This is a genomic window from Pantoea sp. WMus005, from assembly GCF_013415305.1.
Lineage (GTDB): Bacteria > Pseudomonadota > Gammaproteobacteria > Enterobacterales > Enterobacteriaceae > Pantoea > Pantoea rara.
In genome coordinates this window covers 188,441-200,894 of sequence record NZ_JACBXU010000005.1, presented here as the reverse complement: position 1 = coordinate 200,894, position 12,454 = coordinate 188,441, and the positions used below count along the sequence as shown (strand labels likewise).

13 protein-coding genes are annotated in these 12,454 nt (G+C 55.9%); 5 read left to right on the top strand and 8 right to left on the bottom strand.

The features are described 5' to 3' along the window. Positions 1–69: 69 nt before the first annotated feature. Together aroB and aroK are read right to left on the bottom strand one after the other, a co-directional pair. A complete protein-coding gene (gene aroB / locus HZZ01_RS17830; RefSeq protein ID WP_179898846.1) occupies positions 70–1,158 on the bottom strand; it encodes a 3-dehydroquinate synthase in 1,089 nt (362 codons plus the stop codon). Positions 1,159–1,196: 38 nt separating this feature from the next. Next, entirely contained in the window at positions 1,197–1,718 is a 522-nt protein-coding gene (aroK, locus tag HZZ01_RS17825) for a shikimate kinase AroK (protein ID WP_003852989.1), read from the bottom strand. Positions 1,719–1,815: 97 nt separating this feature from the next. Between aroK and HZZ01_RS17820 the strand changes: the two genes are divergently transcribed. After that, complete coding sequence (locus tag HZZ01_RS17820; protein ID WP_255434305.1) at positions 1,816–1,989, top strand: hypothetical protein; 174 nt, start codon at positions 1,816–1,818, stop codon at positions 1,987–1,989. A 91-nt stretch (positions 1,990–2,080) separates the two neighbouring features. Here the strand turns inward: HZZ01_RS17820 and hofQ are convergent, their stop codons facing one another. Genes hofQ through pilM form a run of 5 tightly spaced genes read right to left on the bottom strand, consistent with a single transcriptional unit; the run spans position 2,081 to position 5,502 of the window. After that, on the bottom strand, positions 2,081–3,352 hold the full coding sequence (gene hofQ / locus HZZ01_RS17815; RefSeq protein WP_179898844.1) for a DNA uptake porin HofQ: 1,272 nt from the start codon (positions 3,350–3,352) through the stop codon (positions 2,081–2,083). Next, positions 3,291–3,674, bottom strand: coding sequence for a HofP DNA utilization family protein (locus HZZ01_RS17810; protein WP_179898843.1), 384 nt, complete (start codon positions 3,672–3,674; stop codon positions 3,291–3,293). The genes hofQ and HZZ01_RS17810 overlap by 62 nt, the downstream gene beginning before the upstream one ends. After that, positions 3,664–4,161 carry a hypothetical protein gene (locus HZZ01_RS17805; protein ID WP_179898842.1) on the bottom strand — a complete coding sequence of 166 codons (498 nt, stop codon included), beginning with the start codon at positions 4,159–4,161 and terminating at the stop codon, positions 3,664–3,666. The genes HZZ01_RS17810 and HZZ01_RS17805 overlap by 11 nt, the downstream gene beginning before the upstream one ends. Then, on the bottom strand, positions 4,154–4,696 hold the full coding sequence (locus tag HZZ01_RS17800; protein ID WP_179898892.1) for a PilN domain-containing protein: 543 nt from the start codon (positions 4,694–4,696) through the stop codon (positions 4,154–4,156). The genes HZZ01_RS17805 and HZZ01_RS17800 overlap by 8 nt, the downstream gene beginning before the upstream one ends. Continuing rightward, entirely contained in the window at positions 4,696–5,502 is an 807-nt protein-coding gene (gene pilM, locus HZZ01_RS17795) for a type IV pilus biogenesis protein PilM (protein ID WP_179898841.1), read from the bottom strand. Before pilM ends, HZZ01_RS17800 begins: the two co-directional genes overlap by 1 nt. A 117-nt stretch (positions 5,503–5,619) precedes the next feature. Between pilM and mrcA the strand changes: the two genes are divergently transcribed. Continuing rightward, positions 5,620–8,169: a peptidoglycan glycosyltransferase/peptidoglycan DD-transpeptidase MrcA gene (mrcA, locus tag HZZ01_RS17790; RefSeq protein ID WP_179898840.1), complete on the top strand. Its 2,550-nt coding sequence runs from the start codon at positions 5,620–5,622 to the stop codon at positions 8,167–8,169. A gap of 72 nt (positions 8,170–8,241) precedes the next feature. Here mrcA and nudE read toward each other — a convergent pair whose 3' ends face one another. Beyond that, a complete protein-coding gene (gene nudE / locus HZZ01_RS17785; protein ID WP_179898839.1) occupies positions 8,242–8,805 on the bottom strand; it encodes an ADP compounds hydrolase NudE in 564 nt (187 codons plus the stop codon). Between the two features lie 390 nt (positions 8,806–9,195). Between nudE and HZZ01_RS17780 the strand changes: the two genes are divergently transcribed. Genes HZZ01_RS17780 through hslR form a run of 3 tightly spaced genes read left to right on the top strand, consistent with a single transcriptional unit; the run spans position 9,196 to position 12,446 of the window. After that, entirely contained in the window at positions 9,196–11,331 is a 2,136-nt protein-coding gene (locus tag HZZ01_RS17780; protein WP_179898838.1) for an intracellular growth attenuator family protein, read from the top strand. 52 nt (positions 11,332–11,383) lie between these two features. Further along, complete coding sequence (yrfG, locus tag HZZ01_RS17775; protein WP_179898837.1) at positions 11,384–12,031, top strand: GMP/IMP nucleotidase; 648 nt, start codon at positions 11,384–11,386, stop codon at positions 12,029–12,031. A 13-nt stretch (positions 12,032–12,044) separates the two neighbouring features. Then, positions 12,045–12,446 carry a ribosome-associated heat shock protein Hsp15 gene (gene hslR / locus HZZ01_RS17770; RefSeq protein ID WP_179898836.1) on the top strand — a complete coding sequence of 134 codons (402 nt, stop codon included), beginning with the start codon at positions 12,045–12,047 and terminating at the stop codon, positions 12,444–12,446. The last annotated feature ends 8 nt before the right edge of the window (positions 12,447–12,454 follow it).

Below are 12,454 nucleotides of genomic sequence, written 5' to 3'. Positions count from 1 at the left end.
GGCTCCTCCGTAAAGCGGCATTCCGCACTGCGCACCCTGCGCGCCGCGTCACCACTCAACTGCTTTATCTCAGGGTTGCTGACAATCGTTAATTGCAGCCAGCACCATATCATGTGCCACGCCACCACGCACTTCAGAGCGGCCAATCGACAGCGGGAGTATCAGCCGCAGTTCGCCCGCCAGAACTTTTTTATCGCGCATCATGTGCGGCAGATACATCTCAGCACTCATCGTCTGCGGCCCATGCACCGGTAAACCGGCACGCCGGAACAGGGCAATAATGCGTTCGGTCTCTTCCGCCTGGAACTGCCCCAGACGTTCAGCCGTGCGTGCTGCCATGACCATGCCCGCCGCAATGGCTTCACCGTGCAGCCAGTTGCCGTACCCCATGTGCGCTTCAATCGCATGACCAAAAGTATGGCCCAGATTTAGCAATGCCCGCTGACCGTTTTCACGCTCATCGGCCGCTACAACCTCGGCTTTCAGTTCACAGCAGCGACGAATACAGTACGAAAGTGCCTGTTCATCCAGCGCCAGCAGAGCATCAAGATTTTGCTCCAGCCACTGGAAAAACGCACCGTCGAGGATGATGCCGTACTTAATCACTTCCGCCAGACCGGATGCCATTTCGCGGACGGGAAGCGTCTTCAGACAGGCCGTATCAATCACCACCGACGCAGGTTGATAAAATGCGCCGATCATGTTTTTACCCAGCGGATGGTTAACGGCCGTTTTACCGCCAACCGAAGAATCAACCTGCGACAGTAAGGTAGTCGGTACCTGAATAAAGCGTACGCCACGCTGATAACTGGCCGCAGCAAAACCGGTAAGATCGCCAATGACGCCGCCGCCCAGGGCGATAAGCGTCGTATCACGACCGTGCGGCTTTTGCAGAAGTGCAGTAAAAACCTGATCCATCACGGCCAGCGTCTTATATTGCTCGCCGTCGGGTAAGATCACCTGATCCACTTTTACACCTGCCGCCGTCAGCAACGCTGTCAGCGAGTCAAGATAGAGCGGAGCCAGCGTCTGGTTTGTCACCACCATGGCATTTTCGCCCGCCGTTAGCGGCCAAAAAGAAGCCGGATCGTTAAACAGTCCGGCGGCGATAGTGATGGGGTAACTGCGTTCCCCCAGTGAGACGGTGATCTTCTCCATGATGCTCGATACCTGTTAAAGAGCCTTCGAACGTTGGATCAACTTTTTTCCAACATGTGGATAATCTGATTCGCCACCACTTTCGCACTCTGATCATCTGTGCGAATGGTTACATCGGCGATCTCTTCGTAGAGCGGGTTACGTTCGCCAGCCAGCGCTTCGAGCACTTCACGCGGCGGTGAATCCACCTGCAGCAACGGACGTTTTTTGTCACGTTGGGTGCGCGCCAGTTGCTTCTCGATGGTGGTTTCAAGATAAACCACAACACCGCGGGCGGAGAGACGATTACGCGTTTCCCGTGATTTGACGGAACCACCGCCTGTCGCCAGGACGATGCCTTGCTTCTCGGTCAGTTCGTTAATGATTTTTTCTTCGCGATCGCGAAAGCCAGCTTCGCCTTCGACATCAAAAACCCAGCCCACATCCGCTCCGGTGCGTCGCTCAATTTCCTGATCGGAATCGAAGAACTCCATGTTGAGTTGCTGAGCCAACTGACGGCCAATAGTGCTTTTGCCGGCACCCATCGGCCCAACCAGAAAGATATTGCGTTTCTCTGCCATTTTGTCGGTATTACTAAGAATTCGTTAATGATACCCCGCGTTCAGCATTTGCTGGCGGGACAGGAACTGAGACCTCATGAGCGTTAGCAAGAGTCAGATGAAAAATTATCTCAACACTCAAGGCTGTTTGGCAACCGATTATATTGCCTTCAGCACATCCATTTCTGAATTAGCCTGTGTTCGCGAAACTGTAACGCGCCAGCGCTGCGTCTTTACAACGCTGCTTACAGAGGAGTTTTCTGATCTGTTTGCCGGGATTTACCCAACATAGACGGTTACACCGTATTGAAAATCGCTAAACCTTGTAAGCTAATTCGTCCCCTGCGTCAACGCAGATGGCTCTAAGGGACGCATTTTCCGTTTTATCCAGCCGTAAGCGCTGCTTCCCTGACCAATCGTGGCGTTATGAAGATCACCAACTCTCTTTTTTTACGCTGCTCAGATTGCTGGCGAAACAACCCGCCAATCAGCGGAACATTTCCCAGCAGCGGCACCTTATTTTCTCCACGACTACGCTGCTGCTGAAAGATACCGCCTAACGCCAGAGTTTGCCCGTCACTGACCGTGACCTGAGTCTCAATTTCCTGTTTATCAATAGATAATATGTCGCTATCGCCGGTTCTGATGCTGCGACCCGGCATATTCTGACTGATATGGATCTTCAGCTGGATGCGGCCATTACCTGAAATCGTTGGGGTCACCTCCATGCCCAGCACCGCTTCTTTAAACTCAATACTGGTGGCACCGCTGTTTCCCGCCGACACTTCATAGGGAATTTCAGTGCCCTGCTTGATCGATGCAGTCTGCTGATGTGAGGTAAAGAGGCGCGGACTGGCAATGATTTCGATCTGGTTCTCCTGCTCCAGCGCGCTTAACTCCAGATCCAGAAGCTGGCCCCCGATGCGTGCGAGTGCCATACCCACGCTGATGCCGGGTGAACTCACCGCCAGCGGAATATCCAGCCGGGGATGATGCAGGATGTCAGTCACTGCAGCATCACCCGCCTGCAATCCCCACTTCACACCCAGCTCCTGCAGATGCTCTTCGCTGATGGTAACAATGTGGGCCGACAGCTCAATCTGCTCCAGTGGCAGATCCAGTGCCCGTATCCAGCGTTCCGTCTCTTTCAACGCCGCCGCAGTATCGCGCAGTAACAGGGCGTTAGTGCGTTTGTCGACCGTCACGCTGCCGCGCTCAGTCATCAGCGTCTGCCGCTCAGTCAGAAGGCTGGCATGTACCTCGCTGGCGCTGGCATAGCGCAATATTACCGCGCGCTGCTGCAAAGGTATCTGCTGCAACTGCTCCTGCTGTTCCGCTTGCCGTGCCTGCTGCTGAGCCTGCTGCCAGCTCTCCGGATAGACCAGCAGGACATTATCCTGTTCTATCAGCGTCAGCTTTGCCATGCGCGCCACCAGGTCAAGCGCCTGATGCCATGGCAGGTTATCCAGCCGCAGCGATAACGAACCTTCCACCTCTGGCGCAATCATCAGATTGATCTGCTGATAGTCTGCCAGCGCCTGCAAAATACGCTCTACCGGCGCATTATCAAATGTCAGGCTGAGAGGCTCCTCATCAGCGGCGTAAACCGGCAGCAGGCAACTGATGACCAGCAGCAGAGTGACTATCCTTTTCATGCGAACGTCCTTTTAAATAGAATGCAGCCTGTTGTGCCGTGCAGCTATTTTGCACCGCCAGGGTGATGCTGCGGCGGGTCATATCAGCGAGTTGCCAGGGCGATACGGGAAATGGTTTGCCGGTGCGCGCGATGACGCTCTCTCCCTGCGGGCCCAGCAGCCAGGCATGGAAATGCGCCTCCCGGCCAATGATCCCCTGCAGACGCCAGCCGGTGAGCGGTTCTACTGACGCCTCACAAACTGAACCGGCAACCGGCCGGAACGGGTCACGCGCCAGCACCCCGCCACAGCACAGCAGTAAAATCAGCAGGCTATGGCGCATCGTCTGGTTCCAGCCAGAGTTGAGCAACCAGGAACTGCGGCTGCGCCAGCAGCTGGAAATGCACCGGAAACGCTGCGGAGGCATCGGCAAGCTCGGCAAAAAGCGACGGGAACGCCGGCCACTGCAGATGCAGCGTCAGCGTGCGGGAAGGCGCATCCGGCTGCCACTCCTCCAGTTGATTACGGCGTGCTGCCAGAATCGCTTCCACTGCCCGGCCCGATGCGCCCGATGCTGATCTGGCGATCTGCATCGACTGCAGTTGCGCCTGCAACTGCGCATTATCCGGATTCTGACGCCACTGCTGCTGGCGCTGCTGCAGGGTGCGGCTCAGCTTGTGCAGCTCCTGTTTTTCAGCGGTCAAAGCCTGCTGTTGTGGCCGTAACCAAAGAAGCCAGGAGAGCAGTAGCAGACCCGATGAGAGGACGGCGAGCAAGCCGTAGCGCGGAAGAGCGTCCATTTGCCACCAGCGATCCCACCATTCACTCATCAGCGACCTCCTGCACCTCTGCCCGCAATGAAAAGCGGTAGCTGCCACCCGCCTGACGTTTAACGCCGCCCTGCTTGACCTGGCTCAGCAGGGCGACGCGGGTTAGCTGCTGGCGAAACTGCCGCACCGACGCCATATCCTGCGCCTGGCCTTCCAGGGTCAGATGGTTGTCGCGCTTCTCCAGCCGGGTCAGCCAGGCGGTGTCAGGCAACAACGCAGGTAAATCGAGCCAGAACTGTTGCCAGGCTGCCAGTTGTCCCGCCTGCTGGCGCTGCTTCGCCTGTTGCTTTTGTATGACCGCTATTTGCGCCAGTAACTGCTTCTGCTCAGCTAACTGCTTTTCCAGCATGGCCAGCGCCTGCTGCTGCACCCTGCCCGTCTGCGCAACCTGCTGACGCGTCTGATGGACCTGCCAGGTTTGCTGCACAACCACCAGCAAAAGAGCACTCATCATCAGTGACAACACGACCAGGCTCTGCCGCCGCTGCTGCTGTTGACGACGCTGCCGCCAGGGCAGCAGATTAACCGCCACCATCATGCATCTCCGTCGCGCAGCGCCAGACCGGCCGCCAGCGCAAAAGCACCCGGATTCTCCGGCAAGGGCGGCTGCTTATAACGAAACAGATCAAAAGGAGAAAATGCGATGGCGTCAGCGGGCAGCGCACACGCCTCCGCTGCACACCAGGCAACAGAAGGGCCCCTGGGGAAGGCCTGCTGTTTCAGTGTCTCCAGCGTGTCGCCTTCACCGCTCTCAGCTACAGTGCGTGCATCGCTCCAGAGCCAGAGGTTATCCTGCTGCAGGGCCAGCACACTGCCATTCTGCAGTTCAGCCTGCTGGGCTAACCGCTTCAGCGCTTCGGTGCTCAGTTCGAACACCTGTGGCTTTAATCCGGCCTGCAAAAGGGGGGCCGCCCACTGGTCGATAATCTCCAGCCGCGCGGCCGTGACGCAGAGCTGGCCACTCTGCGCATCCGGCCGGTAGTCCAGCGCCAGCGCAGTCGGCTCCAGCGGAAAAAGACGGCGCGCGGCCGCCTGCACGTAATGCCCCAGCGCAGGCTCATTCAGTGACTGTGCTGGCAGGGGAAGCTGGCGCTGCAGCACCAGCCGGGCAGGCAGTGCGACCCGCAGTGAGTAATGACGTGGCAACCGCTGACGCCAGCCCGTTAAGGCCGCCAGTAATTCAGGTGAAGATTGCAGCACGCCGTTTCTTAACGTATCTTGCGGCAGCCGCTGCTGCCACCAGTGGCGTAGCTGCCAGCCATCACGACGAGGCTGGAGGGCCAGGGCACAAATCTGCCTATTCTGAATATCCAGCCCAATTTGCCAGGTATGAAAAGCCATGCGCGCGATCTCCTTATCGTCCGGGAAAGATGGACATATCAAAGCGTCTGGCTTGCCTTTATACTACCGCGCGGTTGTTTATAAACTGCTCAAACGACAACAGATGGGAAATTCCAGGTGAAGTTCGTAAAGTATCTCTTGATCCTTACAGTGTGTTGCATCCTGTTGGGAGCTGGCTCGATTTATGGTTTATACAAATACATAGAGCCACAGCTGCCTGACGTGAACACGCTGAAAGATGTGCGTCTGCAAACCCCTATGCAGGTTTACAGCGCCGATGGCGATTTAATCGCCCAGTATGGCGAAATGCGCCGTATCCCTTTGACGCTGCAGCAAGTGCCACCTGTGATGGTGAAAGCGTTTATTGCGACCGAAGACAGCCGTTTTTATGAGCACCATGGTGTTGATCCGGTGGGTATTTTCCGTGCGGCCAGCATTGCGCTGGTCTCCGGTCATGCCTCACAGGGTGCCAGTACCATCACTCAGCAGCTGGCCCGAAACTTCTTCCTGAGTCCGGAACGCACCCTGATGCGTAAAATAAAGGAAGCGTTCCTGGCGATCCGCATTGAGCAGTTGCTGAATAAAGATGAAATCCTTGAGCTCTACCTGAATAAGATCTACCTGGGCTATCGCGCTTATGGCGTCGGTGCAGCCTCACAGGTCTATTTCGGTAAGCCCGTTGACCAGCTGTCGCTGAGTGAGATGGCGATGATTGCCGGTCTGCCGAAAGCGCCGTCCACCTTTAACCCGCTCTACTCGCCGAGCCGCGCCCTGTCGCGTCGCAACGTGGTACTGGCGCGTATGCTGGATCAGCATTACATCACGCAGCAGCAATATGACGAGGCCCGTAATACACCGCTGGTGGCGAAGTATCACGGTCCTGAAATCGCCTTCTCTGCCCCTTATCTCAGTGAGATGGTGCGTCAGGAGATGGTGAAGCGCTACGGCAACAATGCCTACACCGACGGTTACAAGGTCTATACCACTGTGACGCGCCGCCTGCAGGAAGCTGCGCAGACCTCGGTTCGCAATAACGTTATGGCTTACGATATGCGTCATGGCTATCGCGGCCCGACCAGCGTGCTGTGGAAAGTGGGTGAACCGGCCTGGGATCAGACGAAGATAGAGAAAGCGCTGAAGGTGCTGCCGGTCTACGGTCCACTCCATCCGGCCGTCGTTACGGAAGCGCGCAGTGATGAAGCGACCGTGATGATGCAGGATGGCAGCAATGTGTCGCTGTCATTAGCGGGTGTGCGCTGGGCGCGTCCTTATAAGTCTGACACCGTGCAGGGCCCGACGCCGAAAAGCGTCACGCAGGTCCTGCAGGCTGGCCAGCAGATTTGGGTGCGCAAAGTGGGTGATGACTGGTGGCTGGGTCAGGTACCGGATGTGAACTCGGCACTTGTCTCACTGGATCCGAATGATGGTGCGGTGCGCGCGCTGGTAGGCGGTTTCGCCTTTAACCAGAGCATGTTTAACCGTGCGACCCAGGCGCTGCGCCAGGTCGGTTCCAACATCAAACCTTTCCTCTATACCGCCGCTATGGATCGCGGACTGACGCTCGCCTCCATCCTGAACGATGTGCCGATTTCACGCTGGGATGCCGGTGCCGGTGCAGACTGGCGTCCAAAAAACTCACCGCCAACATACGATGGTCCGATTCGTCTGCGTCAGGGATTAGGTCAGTCGAAAAACGTGGTGATGGTGCGTGCGATGCGTGCGATGGGCGTGGATTACGCCGCAGAGTATCTGCAGCGATTTGGTTTCCCGGCGCAGAACATTGTTCACACCGAGTCGCTGGCACTGGGTGCGGCTTCGTTTACCCCATTACAGGTCGTGCGTGGCTACTCCGTAATGGCGAATGGCGGCTTCCTGGTTGATCCTTACTTCATTACGAAGATTACGAATGAACAGGGCGGCACCGTCTTTGAAGAGAAACCGAAGATCGCCTGTCCGCAGTGTAATCTGCCGGTGATCTACGGCGAGACCAAGAAAGCGCTGGCGCTGAATGAGGAGAGCGTTGAAAACGTTGCCGCCTCAAATAATAACCAGAATCAGGCGGTTCCCCAGCCTGAACTGGAGCAGGTTCCGGCACAGGCTCAACAGGGTGAGCAGCAATATGCGCCCCACGTGATCAACACTCCGCTCAGCTTCCTCATCAGGAGCGCGCTGAACAGTAATATCTTTGGCGAACCCGGCTGGATGGGAACCGGCTGGCGTGCCGGGCGTGACCTCAAGCGTAACGATATCGGCGGCAAAACGGGTACGACTAATAGCTCGAAAGATGCCTGGTTCTCAGGTTACGGGCCTGGCGTAGTGACGTCAGTCTGGATCGGTTTTGATGATGCGCGCCGCAACCTGGGCCGCAGTACGCTTTCCGGTGCAATTCCCGATCAGATTTCGGGCTATGAAGGCGGCGCGAAGAGTGCGCAACCGGCATGGGATGAGTATATGAAGAGTGCGCTGGACGGTGTTCCGGTGCAGCCGTTAACACCGCCGGATGGCGTGGTCACCGTGACGATCGATCGCAGTACCGGCAAACTGGCAAATGGCGGGGGTAACACCCGTCAGGAGTATTTCATCAATGGCACCCAGCCGACCGAATATTCGGTTCACGACGTGGGTACAACTATTATGGATAACGGTGAGAGTCACGAGCTGTTCTGATGGGACCGACGTAATCACACAATAAAAAAGGCCGACATCAGTCGGCCTTTTTTATTCAGTCACGCCGTGTATTCAGTAACTCAATCGCCCCTGCTTCACCAGCCATTCGCGCGCCATAAACAACGCACTGACATTACGCGCCTCGCGGAAATCAGGTTCGTCCAGCAGCGACAGCATATCGGTCAGCGGCCAGCGGTGGATAATCAGCGGCTCCGGCTCATCACCTTCCAGCTTTTCAGCGTAAAGACCTTCCGCTATCACAATATTCATTTTGCTGGAAAAGTAAGAAGGTGCCATGGTGAGTTTCCCCAGCGTTGTCAGCTGGTCGGCACCAAAACCGACTTCTTCTTTTAATTCGCGCACCGCCGCCTCATTCACGGTTTCACCTGAATCAATCAGCCCTTTCGGGAAACCCAGCTCATAGGTTTCCAGTCCGACGGCGTATTCCTGAATCAGGATCAGATGGTCATCAATAATCGGCACAATCATCACCGCTTCACGCTCTGAGGGCTTCATCCGCTCATAAACGCGATGCACGCCATTGCTGAAAGCCAGATCGACTGATTCAATGGTGAATAATCGTGAACGTGCCACGGCAGTGATATTGAGGATGTCAGGTTTTTTTGGAATTTTCATATCAGCCCCAGATTATTCTGCGCCGGCTATCAGTAGCGAATTAGCATACCTAACCACAGGCAATTGTGCGACAGTCAGACAATGACGTTATCGTTGCACAGATTAAAGCGATTGAATAACAGCCTTTGGTTATCAGTTAAGACTAAATTTGCATTAGTCAATATGCTGCGATAAGTTTCAGACAATACCGATATTTAATCCAGTGTGTGCCAGTTACCATTCGGACAAGGCAGGGTTTAACAAATGCCAATCAGATATACGCTGGCACTATTTCATCGGGTGTCTGACTCCTCAGGGTTATATAATCTTCCGGAATGCCTCTTTTATAGTGAGCATAACCGAAAGCGAAAGTTTAAAGTAAGGCAGCATTTTGGCTGAATTGAGCAGAGCATGAGCACAATCTTGATGATCCTGGCCATAGTGCTGACCTGTTCAATCCTGGCAGGTATTGGGTTCTGGTACGCTATGCGGCATCGTCCGCCGTTGGCGAAACCGCTGCCATTTATCAGCCCGCCCTGCCGTAAGCTTTCTGCGCAGGAACGTGAGGCTGTCGATAAGTATGTCGCCGCGCTGGAAAAACAACTGCGCGCCCCGGTAACTGCCGATAAGCGAAGCGCCTCTGAACGTCTGACGCTGACGGCGCAGAGCAACAATGTCTATCCGGTTACCCGCGCGATTACCCGCTACGGCCTCTCCACGGATGATCCCCACAAATGGCGCTACTATCTGGATGAAGTTGAAGTTCATTTGCCGCCGCTGTGGGAGCAATACATCACCGACGAAAACTACGTCGAGTTAATCCGCACCCAATCTATTCCCCTGGTGATCTCGCTGAACGGCCATTCGCTGGTGGATTACGCTGTGGATCAGCAATCGCTGCCAACGCTGATGCGTCCGGTCTCGACCAATGCTTCTATCCGCAAGGCGGAAACCGAAAACGTCGAACTGCTTCAGGTACGTAAAGAGACCGCGGAAGAGTATCGCCTGTCGCGGCCAGACGGCACGCGTGAAGCGGTGATGATCGCCCTGGCCTTCTTACTGTTCTTCTTCAGCCTGTTAGTGCCTGCCACGCTGATGATTTGGCTGGTGCTGACCGGTACAGCCATGATTGGTGCCAGCCTGTGGTTGCTCTATCGTATTCCCGGTGAACGTGGCCTGCGTGACATACACTGTCTGCGCGGTGCACCAAAGCGCTGGGGCCTGTTCAGCGAGTCGAACCAGGAGCAGAGCAACATCACGCTGGGGATTATCGACCTCGCCTATCCGCCGCACTGGCAGCCTTATGTGGCGCACGATCTTGGCCAGGTGACCGATGTTGAGATCTACCTCAACCGTCAGGTGGTGCGTCAGGGTCGCTTCCTGTCGCTGCAGGATGAAGTCAAAAACTTCCCGATTCAGCGCTGGCGGAAAAACGTGGTGCTGGCTTGTGGTTCACTAATGGTGCTGATCATGCTGGTCACCTGGATTCCGCTCAGCATGCCAATCAAGCTCAGTCTGGCCTGGGCCAGAGGCACCGACAGCCTGGAGGTCAGCAGCGTCGATAAACTCAGCAGCGTCGCGTTGAACATTGGCGACAACCTCAAGGTAAGCGGGACCGGTATGTGTTCAGTGCCGGACAATTATCAGAGCAACCGCAGTTACGCCTATATGCCGTTCGACTGCTCGGCAGTGTACTGGAATAACGCTACGCCATTGCCGCAGCCGCAATCGGACATTATTGATAAAGCTGCGGCTCTGCTGGAGACCACTACAAAGCAGCTGCATCCGGAAACCAATACTGACCCTAAACTGAACCCGCAACTGGCCTCAGCGATTCAGAAATCCGGGATGATCCTGCTGGATGACTTCTCAGACCTGGTGATGAAAACGCAGGATCTCTGTAATCAGCCACAGGATTGTATGCGCCTGAAAAATGCCCTGGTAAACCTGGGCAATGCCAAAGACTGGGAAGCGCTGATGCGCCGGGCAGATTCCGGCCAGTTAAACGGCATGAATGTGCTGCTGCGGCCGGTGAGTGCGGAAGCGCTGGAGAACCTGGTCAACACGGCAACCTCGACCTTCTTCTTCCGTGAAACCCGTCGTGCGGCAGAAAACCTTAACAGCCCACCGCCAGGGGGATTCCTGATTGTCAGCGACGAGGGTCGCCAGCTGGTAAATCAGCCACAGCCTACTGTGTCTCTGTTTGATCTCGACCCGCCTTCTCAGTGGCGCGAGCTGCAAAATATCTCCGCCATGCTGCTACACACGCCTTTCAGCGCCAGCGGCATCATCACCAGCATTTCAACGGATGCCAACGGCACGCGTCATATCGTTCTGCACAATGAACCGGATACCATGGCGCAGTGGCGCTATCTCGGCACTGTGCTGCTGCTGCTGGTACTGCTCACCTGCGCTATTATCAACGGACTACTGGCGCTGCGCCGTATGCACCGTAATCGCCAGCGCATGATCGATATCCAGCAATACTACGAAAAGTGTTTCAACCATAACCTTGGCACTTTGCAGGGTGTGCGCTCGATATTCTGAGCCCTGCCCTTCTGTGCTACTCTGTCGCCCGGTTTTTTAGGGGTGAACCTGGATGCTCAACTGGTCTGAGATTGATACCGTGCTGCTCGACATGGATGGCACGCTGCTGGATTTGGCGTTTGATCGTCACTTCTGGCTGGAACATGTGCCTGAACAGCTCAGCCAGCAACGCAGCATAAGCCGGGCGGAAGCCGAAGCGATCATCGCGGAAAAGTATCAGGCCGCCGCCCATACGCTAAACTGGTATTGTCTGGATTACTGGGCAGAGTCGCTGGCGCTGGACATCCGTGCCATGACGCTGGCGATGCGCAACCGTATCGCGCTGCGTGACGATACATTGCTTTTTTTGCAGGCACTGCGCCGCGCGGGCAAGTCCACCATCCTGCTGACCAACGCGCATCCTTACAATCTGGACGTCAAACTGGCGCAAACCGGTTTAGCGCCGCACCTTGATTTATTACTTTCTACCCATACCTTTGGGTATCCGAAAGAAGACCAACGTTTATGGCAGGCCGTACAACAGCACACCGGCTTTTTTGCGCCGCGCACGCTGTTTATCGATGATAGCGAAGTGATTCTGGATGCTGCAAAGCGATGGGGCATCGGCTGGTGCTTAGGCGTAAAGAATCCCGATTCGGGTCGTCCTGAGCAAATCTTTCAGCGTCACCGCGCCATTGGCGATTACCGGACGCTGATCTGAGTCAGGAGCAGCAATGAAAGAGAAAAGCAGCGAAGAGGTCCGCCTCGACAAATGGCTGTGGGCCGCGCGCTTCTACAAAACCCGGGCGATTGCGCGGGAGATGATTGAAGGCGGCAAAGTGCATTACAACGGCCAGCGCAGCAAACCTGGCAAAGTGGTGGAGCTGAATGCGGAACTGACACTGCGTCAGGGCAACGATGAACGCACCGTGATCGTGGCAGACATCAGCGCGCAGCGCCGCCCCGCCAGCGAGGCCCAGCAGCTCTATCGCGAAACCGATGCCAGCATTGAAAAACGCGAAAAAATGGCGCAGGCGCGCAAAATGAATGCGCTGACTATGCCCCATCCCGATCGGCGACCTGACAAAAAAGAGCGTCGCGATTTGATGAAGTTTAAATTATCGGGCGATGAATAGCGCCGTCT

What these genes read in the sequence shown, in the direction of transcription:
- yrfG (WP_179898837.1), top strand. Translation starts at nt 11,384, where the DNA reads ATGCTCAACTGGTCTGAGATTGATACCGTGCTGCTCGACATGGATGGC.
- HZZ01_RS17810 (WP_179898843.1), bottom strand. Translation starts at nt 3,674, where the DNA reads ATGCGCCATAGCCTGCTGATTTTACTGCTGTGCTGTGGCGGGGTGCTG.
- pilM (WP_179898841.1), bottom strand. Translation starts at nt 5,502, where the DNA reads ATGGCTTTTCATACCTGGCAAATTGGGCTGGATATTCAGAATAGGCAG.
- HZZ01_RS17805 (WP_179898842.1), bottom strand. Translation starts at nt 4,161, where the DNA reads ATGAGTGAATGGTGGGATCGCTGGTGGCAAATGGACGCTCTTCCGCGC.
- aroB (WP_179898846.1), bottom strand. Translation starts at nt 1,158, where the DNA reads ATGGAGAAGATCACCGTCTCACTGGGGGAACGCAGTTACCCCATCACT.
- aroK (WP_003852989.1), bottom strand. Translation starts at nt 1,718, where the DNA reads ATGGCAGAGAAACGCAATATCTTTCTGGTTGGGCCGATGGGTGCCGGC.
- hofQ (WP_179898844.1), bottom strand. Translation starts at nt 3,352, where the DNA reads ATGAAAAGGATAGTCACTCTGCTGCTGGTCATCAGTTGCCTGCTGCCG.
- nudE (WP_179898839.1), bottom strand. Translation starts at nt 8,805, where the DNA reads ATGAAAATTCCAAAAAAACCTGACATCCTCAATATCACTGCCGTGGCA.
- HZZ01_RS17800 (WP_179898892.1), bottom strand. Translation starts at nt 4,696, where the DNA reads ATGGTGGCGGTTAATCTGCTGCCCTGGCGGCAGCGTCGTCAACAGCAG.
- HZZ01_RS17780 (WP_179898838.1), top strand. Translation starts at nt 9,196, where the DNA reads ATGAGCACAATCTTGATGATCCTGGCCATAGTGCTGACCTGTTCAATC.
- HZZ01_RS17820 (WP_255434305.1), top strand. Translation starts at nt 1,816, where the DNA reads ATGAAAAATTATCTCAACACTCAAGGCTGTTTGGCAACCGATTATATT.
- hslR (WP_179898836.1), top strand. Translation starts at nt 12,045, where the DNA reads ATGAAAGAGAAAAGCAGCGAAGAGGTCCGCCTCGACAAATGGCTGTGG.